Here is a 21,755-nt window from a genome sequence, read left to right on the forward strand (position 1 = left end):
TGCTGGATTTGGCTTGCATCAGCGTCGCGTCGCTACCGTTCGTCGGCCCATGACTTCCGGGGGGTTGACTACAGTTGTCGTCAAGCTGACAGTGACGACACGTGTAGTCAAGGGAGTGGTGTCATGCGTGGCAAGACCATCGGGGACCAGGAACTGGCCCTGCTGCAGTACATCGATGAACATGCGCCGGCCAGCGTCGGCGAGGTCGCCAGCGGCTACGGCGAGGCCCGTGGCCTGGCCCGTTCCACCGTGCTGACGATGATGGAACGGCTGCGGGCGAAGGGCTATCTTCAGCGCCGGCAGCAGGACGGCGTGTACCGCTACCAGGCCACCCGTGGCCCGCAGAGCGTGCTGCAGGGTGCCGTGGCCCAGTTCGTCGACAACACCCTGCAGGGGTCGGTGTCGCCGTTCGTGGCCTACCTGTCGCAGCGCCAGCAGGTCAGCGACAACGAGCTGGCCGAGCTGGAAGCGCTGGTTGCCCAACTCCAATCGCGTCGCCACGAGGGCTGAGCCATGGACACCACGATGCTGATCCCGATGCTGGAACGGCTGGGCTGGACCAGCCTGCAGACCGTGCTGCTGGTGGCCCTGGTGTATGGCCTGTGCCGCGCGCTGCCGTCGCTGTCGGCGGCCACCCGCTGCCGCCTGTGGTGGCTGGTCTCGCTGCAGGCCGTGCTCGGCCTGTTCTGGAGCCAGCCATTGCAGTTGGCCTGGCTGCCGGCACCGCAGGCGGTGGCGATGACCGCCACTGACGTTGCCGCTGATCTGGTCTACCCACTGGTGCCGGAAGCCTCGGCGGAGCTGCTGGCGACAATGCCGATGACTGCACCGGACGTGCCGGCAGTGGCGTGGTGGGCCGTCGCGTTGGCTGCGCTATGGGCATCGGGCGTACTGCTGACGGCCCTGCGCACTTTCAGTGAGTGGCGCCGCTGCCGGGCGTTGCTGGCTGCCGCCTATCCCTGCGAGGACGAAGCGCTGGTGCAGGCTCTGCAGCTGGCCTCCGACGCACACGGCGTGCGCCCTGCACCGCGGCTGTGGATGAGCACGCAGGTGGACTCGCCGCAGCTGGTCGGGCCGTTCCGCCCGGTGCTGCTGCTGCCGGCCGGCGACAATGCCCTGCAGGGTGACGCGCTGGACCTGGCATTGACCCACGAACTGCAGCACCTGCAGCGGCGTGACCTGCAGTGGGGCCTGCTGCCCGCGTTGGCGCAGCACCTGTTCTTCTTCCACCCGCTGCTGCGCCTGTCGGTGCGCGAATACGCACAGGCCCGCGAGGAAGCGGTGGATGCGGCCGTGGTCGGCCAGCACGGCGCGAGCCGCCAGGCTTATGGCCGCCTGCTGCTGCAGCTGGGCGTGGCCCCGCAGCCGCACCTGGGTGTGGCCAGTGCCGCACCGAGCGCCACCAGCCTCAAGCGTCGCCTGCTCTCGCTGCAGTCGCGCCGGTCCTGCCCGCGCCTGTTGGCGGTGGCCCTGACGGCCATCGTGGTGGTGGTGGGCGTGGCGCCGATGCGGCTGGTCGCAGCGCCGGTGCCGCCTGCACCGTCCGCGCCGCCGGCTGCGCCGAAGGCCGTGGTGCCCACGCCGCCGGCGCCGAAGGTTCCGCCTGCACCGCCGATGTCGGCGCGCGCGCCGGCGGTGCCGGTGGCCCCTGCGCCGCCCGCCGAGGCCGCCGACGTCGAGGAGCTGTCCGGCCCGGACGATGCGGATGTGGCAGTCGACGTGGATGTCGACGTCGACCCCGGCATCGACGGCGGCCGCAGCACCTCGCGCAGTTCCTCCATCACCACCTACGGGCGGCTGGATCTGGGCACGTCGCCGCCGCAGGCGTTCGTGCTGGTCGATGGTGATTCAACCTTCGCCAACGGCGGCATCGACGACGTGACGCTGGCCCGCAAGCAGCTCGGCAAGGGACCGGCGCTGTGGTTCCGCCAGGGCAGTGAGCGCTACATCGTGCGTGACCCGATGCTGATCCAGTCGTTGCAGCGTGCCTACGCGGGTGCGTCCGACCTGGGGCAGCAGCAGAGCGCACTGGGCCGCCAGCAGAGCGCGCTTGGTCGCCAGCAGAGCGCACTCGGCAAGCAGATGGGCGAGATGGGCCGGCTGCAGGGTGAGGAGGCGCGCCGTATCGCGTTGGTGGCGGTCGAGGCTGCGCGCAGTGCGATGAGCGCGCACGACATCAATCGCGAAGCCGCCGCCGAAGCCGCGAAGGCGGCACGCGGGGCGACCAGCGACGCCGCAGTTGCGCGTGAAGCCGCCCGTGAGGCGGTCGCCGAGGCACGTCGCGCGATGCAGGAAGCCCGCAGCCAGGCCGCACAGTCCAGCCGCACCCGCGACATGAACCGCTTGGCCAGCCAGCAGGCCGAACTGGCCAGCCGCCAGGCGGCGCTGGGCAGCCAGCAGGCCGCGCTGGGCGAACGCCAGGCGCAGGTGCACGCGCGGGCGGCACAGCAGGCGCAGCTGGTGATCGCCCGCGCATTGGCCAGCGGCAAGGCCGAGCGCCTCTGATCGGTAGTGCCGGCCAGCGGCCGGGACTACCTTGGGACATCAACCGCAGCTGGCGCGCTCGATCTTGTTCTGCGCGTCCACCTGCACGGTCACGCGGTCCTGGCGGAAGTCCATGGTCACCGCCATGCCGGGTTTGACTACCCGCGCACCGCGCGCGCCGCTGTCAGCCACCAGCTTCTTGATCGTGGCTTCGTCGGCGGTCTTGCCGGTGAAGGCGTCCAGCGCCTCCGGCTTGCATTCGTGCGCGGTATCGGCCACGGGCGCCGGCGTCGGCGTCGGCGCGGGATCGTGGGAGGTGCTGCTGCCAGCGTGACTGCAGGCGGCCAAGGGCAGGATGGCGAGCAAGGCCAGGGGATTGAGGCGCATCGTCGGGCTCCAGGCATGGATGGTGGCGGCAGTGTCACCGCTGCCACCGTCAGGCCGCGTCAACGCTTACTGCCCGACCAATGCCAGCGTCTCGCGCTCGCGCTGTTCCTCGCGCACCAGCCGCTGCAGCAGCAGGGCCAGCGTCACCACGTCCTGGTGATTGTGGTCGGCGACCCGCCGCAGGTTCACCGCATCGCCGCCGCGCAGGAAGCGCAGCCAGGCGCCGGGTGCTTCCGAGCCCGGCAGGTCGTCCTCGCGCACCACGCGCAGCAGCTGGCGTTCGATGGTGGACAGCTTGCAGTTCTCCCACGTGCCGCGATAGCGGCGGCGCGTGGGATAGAGCAGGTCGACGTGATCCAGTGCGGTGATCGGGCAACGCTGGCGGGCCAGTCGATAGCGTGCCTTCAGCAGTGGCGCATCGTAGCTGCGGCCGTTGTAGCTGCAGAACACGGTGGTCGGCTGCAGCCAGCTGGCAAACGTAGCCAGCATCGCGTCTTCCGCAGCCATGGTGGACATCAGCAGCTGGCGGATGCGCAGGCCTTCGCCGCGTTGCGGGCACACGTGCCAGTCAGCGGCGCCGATCATGAAGGCACGGGTACCGGTGCCGCCAGCCAGGCCGGTGGTTTCGGTATCGAAGAACAGCAGGTCGCGCGCAGCCACGTGTTCGCCCTCGCGCCGGGCGAAATCCAGCGACAGCGGTTGTGCCGGGATCGCCTGCGGCTGCAGCGATTCGATCAGGAACAAGCCCGGTGCGATCTCTTCGCCGGGCAGCTGCCGATCCTGCGCGCTGGCGCGTGCCGGGGCGGCACCACCGCGCGAGCGCATGCCGAGCAGGCGATGCAGGCTGCCCACCTCGGGCCGACGCAGCGCGGGCGGCGCCGTGGCAGGTGCCGCCGCGCCGGTGGGTTTGTGACGGATCTCCTGCTCGACCCAGGCGAACACCGAACGCTCTGCTGCAGGCTGACGTGCATCGTTGGCGGCCACCGGAGCCATCGTGGCGGCTGCTGGCTCGGGCGCGGGCGGCGTGCTCGCCTTCGGGTCGCCGGCCTGTTTCCGCAGCAGGCGCAGCTTGTCCAGGCTCAGGCTCACGGTGCCAGCAGCTCCATCGGCTCGCGCGGGGTCACCAGCACATCCGGTACGTGCTGGCATGCCTCTGCGTCGAACAGGTCCAGCACGCGCAGGGCCAGCGTACGCGGCGAGGTGTGATCTTCCTCCTGCGCCGCCAGTACCGGCCCCACGCAGGCCGGGCAGCCGGCCTTGCAGTCACAGCGCTGCACCAGTTCGCGCGCGCGCTGCACCAGTTCGGCCTGGCGCTGCCACAGCGGTTCGCTCAGGCCGACGCCACCAGGGAAGTTGTCGTACAGGTACACGGTGGGCACGAACTCCTGCAGCAGCTCGACGATGCCGGGATCACCTTCGCTGCCGCGCAGCTGGCCACGGCCACTCTGGTCGGCGATCGCGAACCAGGAACCATCGCCGTTGCCGACCGATTTCTGCAGGTCGCGCGCATCGGCCATCACCGCCACCGTGGCGACGATGTGCAGCGCGTAGGCGGCGCCGAGAAAACCATCCAGCGCATCCTGCTTGCTGGCGAACGCACGCAGCAGCAGCGCCTGTGGCAGCTGCCACCAGACCGCAGTGGTGTGCAGCTCCTGGTCGGGCAGGTTCACCGGGCCGTAGCCGATGTTCTCGTGGGTGTAATAGCGGATCTTCTTGTAGCCGGCCACGCGGCGCACCACGTGCACTTCGCCGTGGTGCGAATCGCCACGGCCGGCCACGCCGCCATCGAAGCGGTCCAGTACCTTGAGCTTGGTGAAGTCGATGCTGTCGGTGTAGTAATCCACATGCGTGCGCGTGACGTAGGCCTTGCGGCCCTCCCAGTCCAGCGTTTCCACCTGGTACGGGGTGGACTGCACCATGTGGATCGCGCCTTCATACAGCGTGAGCGCGGCCGCGGAATAGTCGACCTCGGCGATGATCTGCTGGCGGCCATCGCTGCGGTCGACCACCACGAAGTTGCCGTCGGCCACGGCGCGCAGGCTGACCGCGTTGGCCGGGTAGCTGTCGGCGATCCATTCCCAGCGCTCGCCTTCGCGGTGGATGACTTCGGTTTCGGCCAGCGCTTCCAGGAACACTTCCGGATCGATCGGGCCGAAGCCATCGCCGACCCGGAACGGCAGTTCGAACGCTGCGCAGCGGATATGGTCGAACAGGATCAGCGGCTGGTCCGGCGCGATGCGCGCGTGCTCGGGCGAGGCCTCGGCGAAGAAGTCCGGATGGCGCACCACGTACTGGTCCAGCGGCTGCGAACTGGCCACCATCACCCCCAGCGCGGGCTGCTGGCGGCGACCGGCGCGGCCGAAGCGCTGCCAGGTGGCGGCCACGCTGCCGGGGTAGCCGTTGAGGATGACCACGTCCAGGCTGCCGATATCCACGCCCAGTTCCAGCGCCGAGGTGCTGACGATGCCGTCGATGTTGCCGGCACGCATCGCGCGCTCGGTCTCACGCCGCTCGGTGGGCAGGTAGCCACCGCGGTAGGCGCGGATGCGCGGCGGCTTGCGCGGGTCGTGGTCGAAAATATCCTTCAGGTACTTGGTCAGCACTTCCACCATCAGGCGTGTCTGCGCGAACACCAGGGTCTTCAGCCCGGACTTGATCGCGATGCGCGCGATGCGGTTGCTCTGCGATCGCGCCGAGGCGCGCAGGCCCAGGTCCGGATTGATCACCGGCGGGTTCCACAGCAGCACCTGCTTCGGCCCGCTGGGCGCACCGGATTCGGTGATGGCGGTGACCGGCGCTTCGATCAGCGCCTCGGCATGTGCCTGCGGGTTGCCGATGGTGGCCGAGCACAGGATGAACTGCGGTTGCACGCCATAGAACGCGCAGATGCGCTTGAGCCGCCGCAGTACATTGCTGACATGGCTGCCGAACACCCCGCGGTAGGTGTGCACTTCGTCGATGACGATGTAGCGCAGGTTCTCGAAGAACTGCGCCCACTTGGTGTGATGCGGCAGGATCGCCTGGTGCAGCATGTCCGGGTTGGAGACCACGATGTCGCCGTGCAGGCGGATGGCCTGGCGTGCATCGCCGGGGGTGTCGCCGTCGAAGGTGAAGGCCTTCACCCCGAGGTCGCCAGCGCGGTTGAGTTCCAGCAGCTCGGCCACCTGGTCCTGGGCCAGTGCCTTGGTCGGGAACAGGTACAGCGCCTTGGCTTTGCCCTGCATGGCCGCGCTGACTACCGGCAGGGTGTAGCACAGCGACTTGCCGCTGGCGGTGGGGGTGACGATGGCGACGTGTTCGCCGCGCTGGCTGGCCTCCCACGCCTCGGCCTGGTGGCTGTAGAGCTGTTCGATGCCACGGGCCTTCAGCGCGGCAGCCAGGGCCGGCGGCACTGAATCGGGAAGGGGCGCGTAGCGGCCCTCGCGGCCGGGAATGGCGAAGCTGCCGGTGATGCGGTCGTGGTAGCGGCGCTGCAGGCGCGCACTGAGCAGGGCGCCGTCGCGCGCGGGCAGGCCGTCGCGGGTAGCGAGCTTCTGCTCGGCGTCGGCGGTGCGCTTGGCGAGTTCGTAGGCCATGGAAAGTGGAGCCGGGACGGATTGCGAGGGGTCACATGGCACCACATCCACGTCTCAGGATGTGAGACATCGCGCGCGAAGGGCGTGAACCGTTCAGTGCCACGGGTCCGGACGCTGCGCGATGTCCGCGTCAAGCGCCTCGTTGCGGCGGTGAAACTGCACCATGCAGATCACAAACCGCACCGCGTGCCAGCCCAACGCCAGCAATGCCGCCGCCCGCCAGCCAGACGCAAGCGGCCAGCCCAGTTCCAGGCGCTGCGACAACGGCATCCAGGCGGCGCCGAAGACCAGCACGCACAACAACAGGCCCAGCCACGCCAGTTGCCAGAACCCTCCCGTGGGCGGATAGCGCTGTCGGTCGCTGGCCAGGCACCATGCCGTGCCCGCGCCGAGTACCCATCCATCGCAGGTGCGCACTTCCAGCAGCATCGAGCGCCCGCGGGAGAATGCCGCAGCGTGCTCCCATTTCTCTGGAAGCTGCACACGCCGGTCATTGCCCAGCAACCACACCCGTGACGTCTGGGCAGTACGCTGATACACGCGCAGGCGCCCGCGTACCCGCAGCACGCGCTGCGCTGTCGCAGGGCCGTTGCGGCGAGGGAAGCCCAGCCAGGCTGCAAGACCGGCGATGGCGAGCAACGGCATGGCGAGCAGGCCCGGGACGCCGGTGGCGGCCCACAGCGCCAGTGCGGCAATCAGCAGTGGGGAAGGGCGCAGGCGGGGGCCCCGTCGCATCGAGACTTCTTCGGGTGTCTCCAGGCGTTCGCCACAGACGCGGCTGGTGGCTGCATCCGGCCGTGCAGCAGCGATACTGAAGCCGTTGAGACGCACCACCACCGCCACGCGTTTGTCCAGAACCACTTCGGCTTCATTGTCTTCCGAGAGGTAGGGCCATGCCTGCCTTGGAACTAGGACGGGAACTCCACCCAGCAGGCCGTCACCAACCGGGAAGTTGTTCCAGCATGCCCCCCCGGTGAACACCCCGCGCAGCCGCTTTACCTGGTCGTCATGGTCGCAGCCGGTCAACGCGCGCACCGGTGCCAGTGCCATGTTCTCGTCCGCGCCCAGCGTCCGCAGCGTGCTGCTCCGGCGCAGCGAGGCGAGGCCTGCACGGACACGCGATGTCCATTCGGCGACGCCCGCGACGACCATCAGGCACACGACCGCCAGACCCACCAGTACTGCTGCGCGCGACATCAGCAGGCGACCGGCCGACGCGGCAGGCGTGTGGAGGAAGCTGTCATCAGCGAGGGCCTTACCGGGAAAACCGCAGGATGCCGTCTCCATCCCACGGGGGGAATGAAGTTCGTTGCAAACTTCGGCGCCAGGGCCGCGCAGCGATGATGCGTGACACACCCTGAATGCCCCTGCCGATGCCAACGAAATCTGAAGCCCGCATCCGTATCCTTGTTCACTGGACGCAACCAACAGGGTGGATGGCTGTGGTACGACGTGGAACGCAGGGAGCACTGCTGGCCAGCCTGTTGCTGGCGGGCATCGCGCAGGCGCAGCAGGCAGCGCCGGTAGCAGTGCCCGTGCCCGTGCCTGCAGCCGCTGCGGATGCGCCGGCGGCAACCACCGCGCCGGTTTCCACCACCCTGCCGCAGGACGACGTCACCACCCTTGGCGAGGTGCGCGCACTCAAGCCGGAAGACGAGCCGCTGGACCTGTACCGCTTCAGGAATCCGGTGAAGTTCGGCGACAACCGCTTCAGCCGCGACTGGAGTGAACCACCGTCGCCGGAGCAGGTCAGCATGGGCGGCGGCTACATCATGATGGGCGTGGTGAAGGGCGTGATGGCGGCTGCCAAGGGTGTGAACAAGCTCACCGGTGGCCCCTCGCAGATCCAGGCGGCGGTCGCGCGGCCGCCGCCCGAGCTCAGCGCCGAGCAGCAGCGGCGCGCGTTGCAGTTCTGCCAGGAGCAGGACGGTTGTGACGCACCGCCGGTGAAGTAGGGCGTATCCTTCGGCGGTTCCCCCTCGAGGCTGCCTGGATGCTGCTGCGCTCCCTGATCCTGCTCGCGACGCTGAGCCCGTTCGCTGCCATCACCAGTGACCTGGCTGACGAGGGTTCCTGCCGCAACGGCGCGTTTCCTTCAGAGCAATCGGGCTTTGCCCTGGCCAAGGTGGTGGGTGCTCCCCGCCTGTACCTGCTGGGCGACATGGACGGCTGCCCGGCCAAGGGCGAGCCGGCCTGTCGCCAGCGCAGCTACGTGGTGAGTGGCGATACGCTGGTGACCGGGCGCGACCTGGGGAGCTATCGCTGTGCGTTCTTCCCGAACAAGGTGGGCGGCAGCGCCGGGTGGGTTGACCGCAGCAAGCTGCAGGCGTTGCCGGTCCGCACACCGTCGCTGCAGGACTGGGTGGGCGACTGGAAGGATGGCGACAACGGTCTGCGCATCTCGGTGCAGGGCGGGCAGCTGCACGTGCAAGGTGATGCCTACTGGCCGTCCGCCAACCCCACCCCGGAGCAGCGCCCGTATGGGCCGAACATCGGCCAGGTGGACGCACGCGCGACGCCGCGTGGCGCCGATGTGGAATTCGTCGAGGACACCTGCAGGGTGCGCGTGCACTCGCTGGGCGAGGTGCTGATCGTGGCCGACAACAGCGAGTGTGGTGGCATGAACGTGCGCTTCAACGGCGTGTACCGGCGCGCGGGAAAACGTTGAAGGGCGCAGGCCAGCATATCCACGCCATGGGTGGATGCTGTTTGCGATCCAGTCGGCTGGGGTCAGAGCCCTTTCGCTCGCGAAAGGGATCCGACCCCGAAGTTACCGCCGCCGTTCCAGCCACCACAGCAGCGCGGCGCACAGCACGAAGGCCAGCCACCATGGCCAGCGCGAACCCGGCACCGGCTGCGTGGCCTGTGCATTCGCGGGCATGCTGCGGGCCAGCGCCTGCGTGGTCGCATCGATCATCGCCTGCAGATGCAGTGCAGCTGCGTCCTTCGGGTCGAATGCATAGCGCCAGATGGTAGTGTCACCGTGCTGCAGGCGCTGCCAACCTGCGCCACCTGGCCACCAACCGGCGCACCGCAGTGCCGATGTCGCACCATCGACGATCAGCGGCACGCTGTCACCACGCGGGTTGAAGGCCTGCAGCGGCGCCTGCACGCCACACAGCGCCTGCCGCTCTCCTGTCCAGGCAATCGACCGCGGCGACCACAGCGCATCATCGCTGCCCTGTGCGCGCGCCAGCGTGGCCACCACGCCGCTCCACAGTTCGCCGTGGCGGTCATCGCGACCGGCCAATACCCAACGCCAGCTGTCGGTGATTGGCAGCAGGCCGATGCGGCCCTTGCCGGCCGCGCGCCAGCCGCCGACGGCCTTGCCGCCCCGATCGTGCAGCAGCGCGTTACTGCCCGGCGCCTGCAACGCCAGTGCTTCCAGTGAAGGCAGCGCGGCGCTGTGCGAGCTGCGGTCGGCCTCTTCGCCGTAGCCGGTCGGCAGTGTGCCGGCGGCAAGCGGGCCACGGCGCGCGGCAAGGACTGCGCTGTCACCGTCGCTGGGTAGTTCGAGGGCGTGGCTGCTGCCATCGCCCTGAACGGTCAGGCCAAGATCATGCAGGCGCTGTCGCGCGCTGGCCGAAGGTGCCCCCGCACTGCGTACCAGTACACCCAGGCCGTCGCGCAGCGCCTGGCGCACGGCGGCCAGCTGGCCTGCACTCAAGGCAGCCAGGCTGCGTTCGTCCAGCAGCAGCAGGTCGCTGCGCGCCAGCATTGCGGCATCGATCGGGACCACGCCATCGCCCACGCTGAGCCCGGCACCGGTATCGGCCTGCGCCTGCACGCGCAGGCCCGCGTCGGCGGCCCAACGCCGCAGGTACTTCAGTTCCGGGCCGGGCGCGCTGGCACGCACCAACAGGCGCAGGGGCGCTGCCGGCAACGTCTGCTGCGGCACCGGTACGGTATCCACCACGTGGCCTTCGGCGTCGAGCAGGCGCAGCCGGAATACGCTGCGGCCTTCGGCGCGGGCGATGCCGCTGAGCTGGACGCGACCTTCCTCGGCAACGTCCGCGCGATCGACCACAGTGTCGGCCGGGTCCAGCAACTCGGCCTTCGCCTTTGCCGTGCCACCCGCCTGCGCCTGTACCTCGAAGCGTCCGCCGGGAGCAACGTCGGCCGGTGGCTGCAGGGCGACCCAGCCGCGCGGTCCGGGTGCCGCCTGCCAACGCACGTCGCCTGGCAGTTCCGCGTCGCGATCGCGCGCAGCCAGGCCGGCGCCAACGAGGGTGAGCGTGGAGGCGGGGTGTTGGCGCAGCGCGGTGGCCAAGTCGGGGATACGCTGCCCACCAGGTACATCGCCCGCTTCCGGCAACAGCAGCAGCGGACCTTCGCTGGCTGGCAGCGCACCCGCCTTGTCGGCCTCGGCGCCGAGCACGACCAGGCCAGCGGCAGGTCGCTGATGCGTAGGAGGTACCAGGCAGAAATACAGCAGCGTGGCAGCGGCGATCTGCAGCGCGATGCCGATCCAGCGGCGGCCTGGGTGCGTTGTGCTTCCACGTAACTGGCGCAGGCTGGCGATGACCACGACCAGGGCGAGTGCCAGCGCAATCCACAGGCTCGATCCGGGGGCGTTCATGGCGTTGCCTCCAGCGCGTCGAGATACCGTTGCCCCATCGCATCGGCTGCACTGCGCCGCATCACCTGCGGCAACGGACGCTGCAGGGCACGCCACAGCCGCGCACGCAGGCGCTGGCGGCAGTCGCGGCAGCCAGGCTCGATGCGCAGCTGTTCGATGGCGGCAGCCAGGTCGAGTGCATCGGGCAGGTAGGCAGCGTTGCGTTGCTGCCAGGTAGCGAGCGCATCCAGATCGGGTGTGCCGATGTCATCGCCGAGACGCTGCCAGGCTTCGACAATGGCCGGGTCCGGCGGCGTGCGCGCGGCCAACGGCAGTTCGCGACTGGCCAGCCCGGCGCGATCACCGCCCAGGCGGCGACTTTCATCGATGGGTGGCAGCTCCGGCCCGACCCGGGCCAGGTAGATGCGCTCGGCCTGCTGCACCTGCTTGATGAAGCCCAGCGCCTTGTAGGCGAAGGGCAGCGCCTGCTCCGGGCGGCCCTGGCGCAGCTCGCCTTCGGCCGACCACATCTGGTCCAGTGCGGCCTTCAGCGTGGCACGGGTCTGCGGATCGAGCAGGGTGGCCGCCTCGGCATGGTCGTGGGTGTGTCCGTACTCGGAAAGCACGTCGGTCGCGCTGCCGAACACCGGCGGAGTATCTGCGTTGGCTGTACCGCCATGATCATGGCCATGGTCGTCGTGCGCACCGGCCTGCGCGCCATGGTCGTGCTCGTCGTCGTGGTCATCTGCGGTGGGCGCATCGCTGGTGGGCAGATCACTGGTCGGCGGCGGCTTCGGTGCGCCTTCGCTTTCCTCGCCCAGGAACTGGCCGTAGCGCAGGCGCAGGATGCGCTGGTCGACACCGATCGCATCGCTGCGCTTGATGAAGTCATCAGCGGCCAGGCCACGTCGCTGCCGGATCAATGCCTCGGCATCGATGATGATCTGGCGCTGGCTGCGGAAGTAGGCCGGCAGCGTCTTCTTGATGCGGCCTTCCAGTTCGGCACCGAGCGCGATCTCGGCACTCGGCAGGCGCAGGATGACGCTGTTGCTGCGTCCCACCTGCGCTACGGGTGCATGGTTGTCGCGTACTTCCAGCTGAGCAATCACATCGTTGCCAGGTTGCGCACCCAACGCGGCGAGGTCGAGCGTATGCGCGAAGCGTCGCGCTGTCGGCGCGCCACTGCCGGTGAGACTGACGCTGCGACGGACGAAGGTGATGTTCTCGCCGCTGCCCTGGGTGGTGGTGATCGACAGCGTTGCCTGTACGGCCACGCCGTAGTCGTCGCTGGCCTCGAAGCGCAGCGACCATTGGCGCTGTCCGGGCGAGGCCAGCACCAGGCTGGCCCCCGGTTCCAGCACGCGCACGGAAGGTGCACGGTCGGCCACCACGTCCAGCCGATGCAGGCGGGTCTCGGCCAGTGCCGGTTCGCTCACCACGCGATACAGCGCCGGTGCGCGTGCCACGTCGTGCGCCTGCCATTGCCCGTCCTGCTCGTTCAGCGGCAGGCGTCGGCCATCGTGGAACTGCAGCCACGCCTTGTCCGGTGCACGGTCGAAGCGCAACGACCACGACAGCCGGCTGTCGGCGGCAACCTTGGCATCCAGTGCATTCTGGGTGAGCGTAGCCTGGCCGGTGTAGGCCGGCGCGTCGACGCGCAGGCGGGTGGACTGCAGGTGCAGCGGACGTGCGGGCATGGCGTTGTCGTGCGCCGTGGGTGCAACGGCGGCGGGGCCACTGTTCGAGCGCGGCCAGCCGAGCGCCAGCAGTGCGATGGTCAGGCCCGCAATCCAGCACAGGGCCAGCGCCGCGCGTGGCCAGCGCGGTCGCAGCTCCGGCATGTGGCGCTCCAGCGTGGCCAGCACGTGCGTGCGTTGGCGCTGCTGCAGCGGATTGAGCGTGGCGGGCTCGGCGAACAGCAGATCCGCGCTGTCCTCGCTGGTGCCACTGGCATCAAGTTGCCGCTGCAGCCACTGACGGTCGAGCCGGCGGGCACGCGCCGTCGCAACGGCGGCGCAGGCGAGCACGACGAGCGTGCCAACCACGCAGGCCGGATCGAAGCCGGCCAGGCGCAGCGCCAGCGCGGTGGCGGCCAGCGCCAACGGCAGGCCAAGCAACAGGGTGATCAGGGCGCACCGGCGCCGCGCGCGCTGCCAGGCACGCTGCAACGCGTTCATGCCGCCACCCTGCGCCGGGCACTGCTGGCCATCCAGCGTTCCAGGGCGAACAGCAGCACGATGGCCAGCAGCAGCCAGGCGGTTGGTTCACGCACGGGGGGCGTTGTGGCAGGCAGTACGGCCCGGCGTGGTGCCTGGTCCTGCGCATCGCCCAGGCGAGGCGGCGCAGGCGGTTGCAGGGCCAGCAGCAGGGCACGCGGCAACTGTGGATCACGCAGCGCTGTGTTGCTGGCGGCATTCCAGTCGCCGGGCAGCGACAGCAGTTGGCCTTGGCCGATGCGTTGCTGCCACAGCAGTGGTTTGCCGTCGGCATCGCGCAGCCGCACGTTCGCCTCCGCGCTGGGCTGGGCGGCTGCCAGAACGTGGCCGCCGTCGCGCAGCCACGCCTGCCAATTCGCCGGCAGTGCATCGCTGCGACTCCATACGCCGATTTCGCCGCGTCCGGGCAGGGCATCTGCTGCCAGCGGTGCGAGCGCTGCCTGTGCGCCCCACGCGCGTTGCAGCGCATCCAGCCAGTGCTGGGCTGTGGCCGACGCCCCGCTTTGCACGCGCAGTCGCGGCGAGGGCGCCGCGGGATGCTGCCCGGTGACCGGCAACGGCTGTGGCCGCCATTGCACATCGCGTGACAGCTGCAGGCGTGCACCGTCCAGGCCGGGCAGCGGATCGGGCACATGCGCGGTCAAGGCAGTACCGGTAGGCAGCTGCGCGTCCAGTTCGCGCAGCAGGCTGGGCAGGGAGGCGGTTGAGGCGGGTGGCGCCTGGTCGATGGTGGGGAAGCCAGGTGCCAGCCAGTGCCAGTTGCCATCCTTGGCCGTTCCACGCAGTGCCATGGCATCCAGTTCCGGCGCTACCACGGTCCATGCAGCGGGGGGCGCCACCGGGCCGGTCAGCGCGGGCCGCGCCAGCAACAGCGCCAAGGCTACCAGTAGTAACAGCCGCACCAGCAGCAACGGCCAGTCATCGAAGCGGATGCGCTGGCGCGGCCGGATCTGTGCACGCAGCCAGCGCAGCGCGGCGAAATCCAGCGGCGTATACGGATGGCGCCGGGCCAGATGAATCAACAACGGCAACAGCCCTGCGGCGAGCGCGGCCAGGCCCAACGGGAACAGCAGGATCATGCACCGCCCCCACGCCCGAACAGCGCCTGCAGTGGTTGATCCAGCGGCTGGTCGAGCCAGCCGGTGGCACTGGCGATGCCGCTGGCCTGCAGGCGCGACTGCAACGCGCTGCGTGCGTCGGCGAAGCGCTGCAGGTAGTCAGCGCGGATCGCCGCACCATCGCCCAGCAGTTCCTCGCCGGTTTCCGGGTCGCGGAAGCGATGGCTGGCATCGAACGGGAAGTCGCGCTCGTCGGCGGTGAGGATCTGCAACAGTGCCACTTCGCGGCGTGCGCCGGCCAGCTGTTCCAGCAACACGATGCCGGCGTCGTCGAAGCCGTCGCCGATCGCCAGCAGCAGATCCCCCGGGCGAACGCGCTCCCACAGCGGCCGAAGGCGATCAGCAGCAGGCCAGGCGCCGCGCGCCTGCAGGGCATGCAGCTGCAGGTGCACGCGATCCCGCTGGCGTGCGCCGTTCGCCGCGGGCACAAGTTGCAGTCCATCGCCATTGATTGCCAGCAGGCCAAAGCGGTCGCCCTGTTGCAGGGCCAGTTCAACCGCGCAGGCGGCCACCCCGCGCATGTGGTCCAGGCGCGTGCGCCGCGGTGCCGCGCGATCCACCTGGTTGGCCGAAGCGGTGGCGTCGAGCAGCAGCCAGACCGTGATCGGGCTTTCGCGTTCGGATTCGCGCACGAAGAAGCGATCCGAGCGGGCATACAGCTTCCAGTCGATCTGGCGCAGTTCGTCGCCGGGCTCGTAGGCACGGTACTGGGCGAATTCGAGACCGGCACCGCGGCTGCGGCTGGCGTGCTGGCCAATGCCGCTCGCCCCGCTGGCCAGGCGCGGCCGCAACCGCAGCATGCGCAGGCGCGCACGCAGTTCCGGTGGCAACGTCAGCGGGGTATCGGCGTTCACGCGAGGATCAACCCGGGAACGGCACGGCCTGCAGCAGCGCAGCGACCACGTCGTCGGCACGCTTCTGCTCGGCCTCGGCGGCGAACGAGAGCAGCAGGCGATGGCGCATCACCGGCGCGGCCAGTGCCTGCACATCCTCGCGGGTGGCGGCGAACCGGCCCTGCAGCAGTGCGCGTGCTTTCGCCGCCAGCACCAGCGATTGCCCGGCGCGCGGGCCGGCGCCCCACTTCACCCATTGGTTGATGGCCGCCGGTGCGCCGTCGCCGGGGCGGCTGGCGCGCACCAGGCGGGTGATCCAGGCCAGCACATCCGGGCTGACATGCACCTGGCGTACCGCAGCCTGCAGCGCGATCACCGCCTCGGCGTCCATCACCTTCGGTACCGCGTCGGTGGTGCCGCCGGTGGTTTGTTCCAGGATCTGCCGTTCCTCGTCTTCGCTGGGGTAATCCACCAGAACGTGCAGCAGAAAACGATCCAGCTGTGCTTCCGGCAGCGGGTAGGTGCCGGCCTGCTCGATCGGGTTCTGCGTGGCCAGCACGAAGAACGGCGCGGGCAATGCGTAGGTGGTGCCGGCGTAGCTGACCGTGCGTTCCTGCATGGCTTCCAGCAGTGCGGCCTGGGTCTTGGGCGGGGTACGGTTGAGCTCGTCGGCCAGTAGCAGGTTGGTGAAGATGGGGCCCTGCTGGAAGCGGAAATGGCGATGGCCCGTACCGTGGTCTTCCTCCAGCAGCTCGGTGCCGAGGATGTCGCTGGGCATCAGATCCGGGGTGAACTGCACGCGCCGGAACTGCAGCTCCAGTGCCTGGCCGAGCGAGCGCACCAGCAGGGTCTTGCCGAGCCCGGGCGCACCTTCCAGCAGGCAGTGGCCACCGGCCAGCAGGCCGATCAGCAGCTGCTCGACCACGGTGTTCTGGCCCACCACGGCGCGTGCGAGCGCAGCGCGCAGATCGTGCAGGCGCGGCAGCAGGGTATCGAGGTCGGGGGAGGTCATGGGCGTGCAGGTCCTATCAATTGTTCAACGCGTACATCACGATGTTGACGCCGAAGCGGGTGTTGTCCTCGGCCAGGAAGCGCTTGTTGCGCCAGTCGTAGTCCCACTCGCAGCCATAGTCCTTGTTGCTGTAGAGCAGGCCCAGGCGGCCGTCGACCTCGATGCCCTTCAGGTAGTCGTGCACCAGGTCGTCGCCCCAGCCGTTGAGCTCGAAGCTGGTGGCGGGCGGGCCGTCGGGGAAACGGAAGAAACTGCGGTACAGCGGGTGGCTGTTGGGCAGCTTCTGCAGTGCTTTGGGACCAAACAGGCGACCCATCTGCGCTTCGAACGAGGTGGCGAACAGGCCGTCGATATCGTGGTTGCAGTCGTCGACGAAGACGAAGCCGCCATTACGCACATAGCGCACGAAGTTCTGTCGCTCGGCGGCGTTGAACTCCACCAGCGTGTGCCCGGCCAGGTAGCAGAACGGCGCTTCCAGCATGCGCGGGTCGGCCAGCGCTACCACGTGTTCCTGCGGGTCCACGCGCAGCGAGGTGTAGTCGATCAGCGAGGTGATCAGGTTGGACGGCATGCGCGCGTCCACGTCCCAGTCGCCGGAGTCGTACTGCAGGCGGGTGAACCAGAAGTCGTAGCGCGAACTGCGCGGGCCTGCCTGCGCGAAGGCCGGCAGCGCCGCCGCCGAAGCGGCAGCGGCCAACCAGCGCAGGCAGGCCCGGCGATCCATCAGACCGCGTCGGACAGCGAGGTGAAGGTGAAATCGCGCAGCTTCATCGGCGGGATCATCATCACGTAGCTGGATTCATCACCGGCCACGCGCACCGGCTTGCCCAGCTCTTCGATGTTGTTGAGCATGATCACCGGCGATTCGTTGAAGCGGAAGTTCTTCACCGGGTGCTTGATCTGGCCGTTCTCGATGTAGAAGGTGCCGTCGCGGGTGAGGCCGGTCAGCAGCACGGTCTGCGGATCGACCATGCGGATGTACCAGGTACGGGTGACCAGGATGCCCTTCTGGGTGCCGCGCACCAGTTCGGCGGTGCTCTTGTCGCCACCGCTCATCAGCAGGTTGCCCGGTGTTGCCTTGGCGGTCTTGCCCTGCTTCTGCGCCCAGAAGCGCGAGTAGTCCAGGTTGGCGATCTTGCCGTTCTCGATGATGGCCATGCGCTCGCGCGGCATGCCTTCGCCATCCCACGGCAGCACCGGTGCGTCCGGATGCCACGGGTCGGCGATCATGGTCACGCGCGGGTCGTAGACCTGCTCGCCCAGCTTGTTGCCACCGCCCTTCTTCGACAGGAAGCTGCGGCCTTCATCGGCCGAGCGTGCGCTGAAGAAGTTCATCATGAAGCTGATCAGGCCGGCGGCCGCGGCGGGCTCCAGGATCACCGTGTACTTGCCCGGTTCCAGCGCCTTGGCTTCGGCCGATTCGGTGGCCTTGCGCATGGCGATGCGGATGTCCTGGTCGGCCTTGAAGTCGGCGGCATCCTTCAGGTTGCGGCCAACCCAGCCCGAACCACGGCCATCTTCGGTACGCACGGTGCAGGTGTAGTCGAAGTTGGTCGTGCGCTGGTAGGCGAAGTTGCCGTTGCTGTTGGCGGTGGCCTGGAAGCCCTGGCCGTCTTCGAGAAAACCGGCGGCAATCAGCCCATGGCCACGGCAAGGAGCGATCGAATCGGCGGCGACCTTGGCGCGGAAGGCCGGATCAATCGCTGCAGTGGACTCGCTGAACGTCGGGCTGGCGCGGTAGCTCTGCTTGCCGATGGCCGGCATGAACTCCGGGTTCTCCGGCGCCAGCCGGGCCAGGTCCTCGGCACGGCGCACCACGCGTTCCAGCGCGGCGTCGTCGAACTCGTTGATCGAGGCCGTGCCGACGCGCTTGCCGAAGGCGACGGTGACCGCCAGCTCGGTGTTGTCGACGATGCCACTGGTGGAGACATTGTTCAGCGCGAAACGAATGTTGCCGCTGATCGCGCCGGCCAGCACGGCAGTGCACTCGTCGGCCTTGGACAGGGCGATGACCTTGTCGAGGATGGCCTTGGCCTGGGCTTCGGTGAAGATACTCATGGTGTAAGGGCTCCTGACCGGTCAGCCGAGGCTGCGTGCGGTGTTGATGACGTTGATGCCGTTGAAGCGCGCGGTTGACGAACCGTGCGAGACCGCCGAGACCTGGCCCGGCTGGCCCTTTCCGTCGAAGAACGAACCGCCCAGGCGGTAGTCACGCTCGTCGGCCACGGCGGTGCAGGCATTCCAGAACTCCGGCGTGCGGATCTGGTAGGCCACGTCTTCCAGCATGCGGGTGATCTGGCCGTTCTTGATCTCGTAGAACAGCTGGCCGCCGAACTGCGCGTTGTAGCGCTGCTGGTCGATCGAGAACGAACCATCACCGATGATGTAGATGCCGTTCTCCACGTCCTTGATCAGGTCCGGCACGCTCAGCGGCTTCTTGCCCGGTGCCATCGACACGTTGGCCATGCGCTGGAACTGCACGCTGGACCACGAGTCGGCGTAGCAGCAGCCGTCGGACTCGGTCTTGCCGAGGATGTGGGCCTGGTCGCGGATGGTCTGGTAATCCACCAGCTTGCCATTGCTGATCAGGTCCCAGCGCTTGCACTTCACGCCTTCATCGTCGTACGCCACCGCGCCGAGGCTGCCCGGCTGGGTCTTGTCGGCGAAGATGTTGACCAGCTCGCTGCCGTACTGGAAATGCTGTTCGCGCTTGTCCAGGGTGGCGAAGCTGGTACCGGCATAGTTGGCTTCGTAACCGAGCACACGGTCCAGCTCCAGCGGGTGGCCGATCGACTCATGGATGGTCAGCCAGGTGTGCGACGGGTCGAGCACCAGATCGTACTTGCCCGGCTTCACCGACGGTGCCTTCAGCTTTTCCTGCGCCTGCCTGGCGGCGGCGATGGCGTCTTCCTTCATGTTGTAGGAAGAGCTGTAGTTGACCACGCCATTCGGGCTGACCACCCTGCCGGCAGCCGCACCGTCCAGATACTCGTAGCCCAGGCCCATCGGCGAGGACAGGCCTTCGCGGGTACGGAACTTGCCGCTGGACTTGTCGATGGCGGTGATCGTCATCGGGGCCCAGATGCGGTGCACGTCCTGGTCGATGTAGGAACCATCGGTGGAGGCGAAGTACTTCTGCTCGTTGACCAGGAACAGCATCGAGTTGACGAAGCTGGCACCGGCGCCCATCGCCGCGGCGTTGACGTCCAGCAGCAGGCCGACTTTGTCCTTGATCGGCACTTCCATCGCATTCTTGCGGATCGGCGTGCGCCAGCTCACCTCGCCCACGCCCGGCGCCTTGGCCAGCTGCACCGGTGCGGTCTGCACGCCGGCATTGGCCTTGGCAATCGCTGTAGCCTGCTGCGCGGCCTTGGCCACATCGGCCGTACCCAGCGCATTGGTGGCGGCGAAGCCCCAGGCGCCGTTGACAATCACGCGGATGCCCACACCAGTGGACTCGGTGTTCACCACGTTCTGCACCTTGTCTTCGCGGGTGATCACGAACTGGCGCAGGTAGCGGCCGATGCGCACATCGCAGTAGGTGGCACCGGCCGCGCGCGCGGCCTGCAGCGCAGCGTCGGCCAGGCGCTTCTTCAGGCCCAGGTCCAGCGTGCTCTGCAGCTGCTCGGCGGCAATTGCCTTGCCGAAGAAGGAGGGCACGATCAGCCCGCCCGCGGTAAGCCCGGTCAGGGCCAGGAAGTCACGTCTTTGCAAGGCTGCTCTCCATGTCGAAGGATGGGTGGCTCAAGCGCCGAGACTGCGCGCGGTGTTGATGATGTTGATGCCGTTGAAGCGGGTGGTGGACGAACCGTGCGAGACCGCCGAGACCTGGCCGGGCTGGCCCTTGCCGTCGAAGAACGAACCGCCCAGGCGGAAGTCACGCTCATCACAGATGGCGGTGCAGGCGTTCCAGAACTCCGGCGTACGGATCTGGTAGGCCGCATCCTCGACCATGCCGGCGATCTTTCCGTCCTTGATCTGGTAGTACAGCTGGCCGCCGAACTGCGCGTTGTAGCGCTGCTGGTCGATCGAATACGAGCCCCGGCCGTGGATGTAGATGCCGTTCTCCACGTCCTTGATCATGTCCTCGACGCTGAGCGGCTGCTTGCCGGGCGCCAACGAGACATTGGCCATGCGCTGGAACTGCACGCTGGACCAGGAGTCGGCATAGCTGCAGCCGTGCGACGCATCGCGGCCGAGGATATGGGCTTCATCGCGGGTGGCCTGGTAGTCGACCAGGATGCCGTCGCGCACCAGGTCCCAGCGCTGCGTCTTCACCCCTTCGTCGTCGTAGCCGACCGCACCGAGGCTGCCCGGCTGGGTCTTGTCGGCGAAGAAGGTGACAATGTCGCTGCCCCAGCGGAAGCCGGCATCGCGCTTGTCCAGCGTGGCGAAGCTGGTGCCGGCGTAGTTGGCTTCGTAGCCGAGCACGCGGTCCAGCTCCAGCGGGTGGCCGACGTTCTCGTGGATGGTCAGGAACAGGTTGGACGGGTCCAGCACCAGGTCGTACTTGCCGGGCTTCACCGAGGGCGCCTTGAGCTTTTCGCGCGCGTGGCGGGCGGCGGCGATGGCGTCCTCGACCGGGTCGTAGGAATCGCGATAGGCAGTGATGCCACCGGGCAGCTGCACCTTGCCGCGCGCATCGCCATCGAGGAACTCATAGCCCATGCCCATCGGCGAGGACAGACCGGCACGGGTGCGGAACTTGCCGCTGGCCTTGTCGATGGCAGTGGCGGTGAATGGCAGCCAGATGCGATGGATGTCCTGGTCGATGAAAGAACCGTCGCTGGAGGCGAAGTACTTCTGTTCGTTGACCAGGAACAGGGTGGAATTGATGTAGTCGGCGCCCGCATTCAGCGCGGCGGCGTTGAGCGCCAGCAGCAGCTCGACCTTGTCCTGGATCGGCACCGCCATGGCGTTCCTGCGGACCGGCGTCTGCCAGCGGACCTCACCCACCGATGGCGTCGGCGCCAGCTGCACCGGCCGGGTCTGGATGCTGGCGTTGGCGCGGGCGATTGCCGCCGCCTGCTCGACCGCGGCGCGCACGGCGGCCTCGGTCTGCTGATGGGTGGCAGCGAAGCCCCAGGCCCCGTTGGCGATTACCCGCACGCCCACGCCGGACGATTCGCGGTTGGTCACGTTGCCGACCTGGTGTTCGCGGGTGATGACCGACTGGTTGAGGTAGCGGCCGATGCGTACATCGCAGTAGCTGGCCTTGGCGGTGCGCGCGGCGGCGAGCGCCACGTCCGCCAGGCGCCGGCGCTGGGCGGTATCGACCGGGGCGAGCAGCTGCTCGGCGGCGATGGCACGGGAATGCGGCAGCAGCAGGCCCGCCAGGCCCAGACCGGAAAAAGCCAGGAACTCACGTCGTTGCACAGCGTTTCTCTCTCTCGCTTGCGTGCGGTTGGCAACGGGCCGGACCGATCACGTCAACTCCTCGACTTTCGCCAGCGCGGCGCGTCCGGGCAAGTGACTGCAGTCATGGTTGGTGGGGGTTTCGGCAGGGCTTGCAGCCCTGCACCTGCTTAATGCAACGGCAACGGCCAAAGCCAGAGCGGCATTCCCTGGGATG

17 protein-coding genes are annotated in these 21,755 nt (G+C 68.5%); 4 read left to right on the plus strand and 13 right to left on the minus strand.

Translation table 11 applies throughout. From position 1 onward, the window contains the following. Positions 1 to 123: 123 nt before the first annotated feature. Together N5D20_RS01380 and N5D20_RS01385 are read left to right on the plus strand one after the other, a co-directional pair. Positions 124 to 510 carry a BlaI/MecI/CopY family transcriptional regulator gene (locus N5D20_RS01380; RefSeq protein WP_019661969.1) on the plus strand — a complete coding sequence of 129 codons (387 nt, stop codon included), beginning with the start codon at positions 124 to 126 and terminating at the stop codon, positions 508 to 510. Positions 511 to 513: 3 nt separating this feature from the next. Continuing rightward, positions 514 to 2,505, plus strand: a complete 1,992-nt coding sequence (locus tag N5D20_RS01385; RefSeq protein WP_197579499.1) for a M56 family metallopeptidase — start codon at positions 514 to 516, stop codon at positions 2,503 to 2,505. Between the two features lie 39 nt (positions 2,506 to 2,544). Here the strand turns inward: N5D20_RS01385 and N5D20_RS01390 are convergent, their stop codons facing one another. From N5D20_RS01390 to N5D20_RS01405, 4 genes are all read right to left on the minus strand, one after another. Continuing rightward, complete coding sequence (locus N5D20_RS01390) at positions 2,545 to 2,871, minus strand: I78 family peptidase inhibitor (RefSeq protein ID WP_197578533.1); 327 nt, start codon at positions 2,869 to 2,871, stop codon at positions 2,545 to 2,547. 66 nt (positions 2,872 to 2,937) lie between these two features. Then, positions 2,938 to 3,960 carry a ribonuclease H-like domain-containing protein gene (locus N5D20_RS01395; protein WP_197578534.1) on the minus strand — a complete coding sequence of 341 codons (1,023 nt, stop codon included), beginning with the start codon at positions 3,958 to 3,960 and terminating at the stop codon, positions 2,938 to 2,940. Continuing rightward, positions 3,957 to 6,446, minus strand: a complete 2,490-nt coding sequence (locus N5D20_RS01400) for a DEAD/DEAH box helicase (RefSeq protein WP_197578535.1) — start codon at positions 6,444 to 6,446, stop codon at positions 3,957 to 3,959. The genes N5D20_RS01395 and N5D20_RS01400 overlap by 4 nt, the downstream gene beginning before the upstream one ends. A 93-nt stretch (positions 6,447 to 6,539) precedes the next feature. Continuing rightward, positions 6,540 to 7,643 (minus strand): hypothetical protein, encoded by a 1,104-nt coding sequence (locus N5D20_RS01405; RefSeq protein WP_197578571.1) that lies wholly within the window; start codon positions 7,641 to 7,643, stop codon positions 6,540 to 6,542. A gap of 239 nt (positions 7,644 to 7,882) precedes the next feature. On the opposite strand from N5D20_RS01405, the gene N5D20_RS01410 reads away from it, so the two are divergent. Further along, positions 7,883 to 8,401 (plus strand): hypothetical protein, encoded by a 519-nt coding sequence (locus N5D20_RS01410; protein ID WP_197578536.1) that lies wholly within the window; start codon positions 7,883 to 7,885, stop codon positions 8,399 to 8,401. 38 nt (positions 8,402 to 8,439) lie between these two features. Then, the gene (locus N5D20_RS01415) at positions 8,440 to 9,114 is read left to right on the plus strand and encodes a hypothetical protein (protein WP_197578537.1); all 675 of its coding nucleotides are present in this window, start codon (positions 8,440 to 8,442) and stop codon (positions 9,112 to 9,114) included. 102 nt (positions 9,115 to 9,216) lie between these two features. Here N5D20_RS01415 and N5D20_RS01420 read toward each other — a convergent pair whose 3' ends face one another. Genes N5D20_RS01420 through N5D20_RS01460 form a run of 9 tightly spaced genes read right to left on the minus strand, consistent with a single transcriptional unit; the run spans position 9,217 to position 21,559 of the window. Further along, complete coding sequence (locus N5D20_RS01420) at positions 9,217 to 11,025, minus strand: hypothetical protein (protein ID WP_197578538.1); 1,809 nt, start codon at positions 11,023 to 11,025, stop codon at positions 9,217 to 9,219. Then, a complete protein-coding gene (locus N5D20_RS01425; RefSeq protein WP_197578539.1) occupies positions 11,022 to 13,181 on the minus strand; it encodes a hypothetical protein in 2,160 nt (719 codons plus the stop codon). Before N5D20_RS01425 ends, N5D20_RS01420 begins: the two co-directional genes overlap by 4 nt. Then, on the minus strand, positions 13,178 to 14,299 hold the full coding sequence (locus N5D20_RS01430) for a BatA domain-containing protein (protein WP_197578540.1): 1,122 nt from the start codon (positions 14,297 to 14,299) through the stop codon (positions 13,178 to 13,180). The genes N5D20_RS01425 and N5D20_RS01430 overlap by 4 nt, the downstream gene beginning before the upstream one ends. Continuing rightward, positions 14,296 to 15,192 carry a DUF58 domain-containing protein gene (locus N5D20_RS01435; RefSeq protein WP_197578541.1) on the minus strand — a complete coding sequence of 299 codons (897 nt, stop codon included), beginning with the start codon at positions 15,190 to 15,192 and terminating at the stop codon, positions 14,296 to 14,298. Before N5D20_RS01435 ends, N5D20_RS01430 begins: the two co-directional genes overlap by 4 nt. Before the next feature lie 7 nt (positions 15,193 to 15,199). Then, a complete protein-coding gene (locus N5D20_RS01440; RefSeq protein WP_197578542.1) occupies positions 15,200 to 16,183 on the minus strand; it encodes a MoxR family ATPase in 984 nt (327 codons plus the stop codon). 16 nt (positions 16,184 to 16,199) lie between these two features. Continuing rightward, the gene (locus N5D20_RS01445; RefSeq protein ID WP_043400817.1) at positions 16,200 to 16,907 is read right to left on the minus strand and encodes a DUF4159 domain-containing protein; all 708 of its coding nucleotides are present in this window, start codon (positions 16,905 to 16,907) and stop codon (positions 16,200 to 16,202) included. Continuing rightward, on the minus strand, positions 16,907 to 18,241 hold the full coding sequence (locus N5D20_RS01450; protein WP_019336350.1) for a TldD/PmbA family protein: 1,335 nt from the start codon (positions 18,239 to 18,241) through the stop codon (positions 16,907 to 16,909). The genes N5D20_RS01445 and N5D20_RS01450 overlap by 1 nt, the downstream gene beginning before the upstream one ends. A 21-nt stretch (positions 18,242 to 18,262) precedes the next feature. Beyond that, positions 18,263 to 19,897, minus strand: a complete 1,635-nt coding sequence (locus N5D20_RS01455; RefSeq protein WP_197578543.1) for a TldD/PmbA family protein — start codon at positions 19,895 to 19,897, stop codon at positions 18,263 to 18,265. Positions 19,898 to 19,927: 30 nt separating this feature from the next. After that, the gene (locus N5D20_RS01460; protein ID WP_197578544.1) at positions 19,928 to 21,559 is read right to left on the minus strand and encodes a TldD/PmbA family protein; all 1,632 of its coding nucleotides are present in this window, start codon (positions 21,557 to 21,559) and stop codon (positions 19,928 to 19,930) included. Positions 21,560 to 21,755 lie beyond the last annotated feature (196 nt).

The sequence above is a fragment of the Stenotrophomonas sp. GD03877 genome (assembly GCF_029840555.1).
Lineage (GTDB): Bacteria > Pseudomonadota > Gammaproteobacteria > Xanthomonadales > Xanthomonadaceae > Stenotrophomonas > Stenotrophomonas geniculata.

Coding starts and splice junctions, on each gene's coding strand:
- N5D20_RS01380 (WP_019661969.1), top strand. CDS start 124: ATGCGTGGCAAGACCATCGGGGACCAGGAACTGGCCCTGCTGCAGTAC.
- N5D20_RS01385 (WP_197579499.1), top strand. CDS start 514: ATGGACACCACGATGCTGATCCCGATGCTGGAACGGCTGGGCTGGACC.
- N5D20_RS01390 (WP_197578533.1), bottom strand. CDS start 2,871: ATGCGCCTCAATCCCCTGGCCTTGCTCGCCATCCTGCCCTTGGCCGCC.
- N5D20_RS01400 (WP_197578535.1), bottom strand. CDS start 6,446: ATGGCCTACGAACTCGCCAAGCGCACCGCCGACGCCGAGCAGAAGCTC.
- N5D20_RS01405 (WP_197578571.1), bottom strand. CDS start 7,643: ATGTCGCGCGCAGCAGTACTGGTGGGTCTGGCGGTCGTGTGCCTGATG.
- N5D20_RS01410 (WP_197578536.1), top strand. CDS start 7,883: ATGGCTGTGGTACGACGTGGAACGCAGGGAGCACTGCTGGCCAGCCTG.
- N5D20_RS01415 (WP_197578537.1), top strand. CDS start 8,440: ATGCTGCTGCGCTCCCTGATCCTGCTCGCGACGCTGAGCCCGTTCGCT.
- N5D20_RS01420 (WP_197578538.1), bottom strand. CDS start 11,025: ATGAACGCCCCCGGATCGAGCCTGTGGATTGCGCTGGCACTCGCCCTG.
- N5D20_RS01425 (WP_197578539.1), bottom strand. CDS start 13,181: ATGAACGCGTTGCAGCGTGCCTGGCAGCGCGCGCGGCGCCGGTGCGCC.
- N5D20_RS01430 (WP_197578540.1), bottom strand. CDS start 14,299: ATGATCCTGCTGTTCCCGTTGGGCCTGGCCGCGCTCGCCGCAGGGCTG.
- N5D20_RS01440 (WP_197578542.1), bottom strand. CDS start 16,183: ATGACCTCCCCCGACCTCGATACCCTGCTGCCGCGCCTGCACGATCTG.
- N5D20_RS01445 (WP_043400817.1), bottom strand. CDS start 16,907: ATGGATCGCCGGGCCTGCCTGCGCTGGTTGGCCGCTGCCGCTTCGGCG.
- N5D20_RS01450 (WP_019336350.1), bottom strand. CDS start 18,241: ATGAGTATCTTCACCGAAGCCCAGGCCAAGGCCATCCTCGACAAGGTC.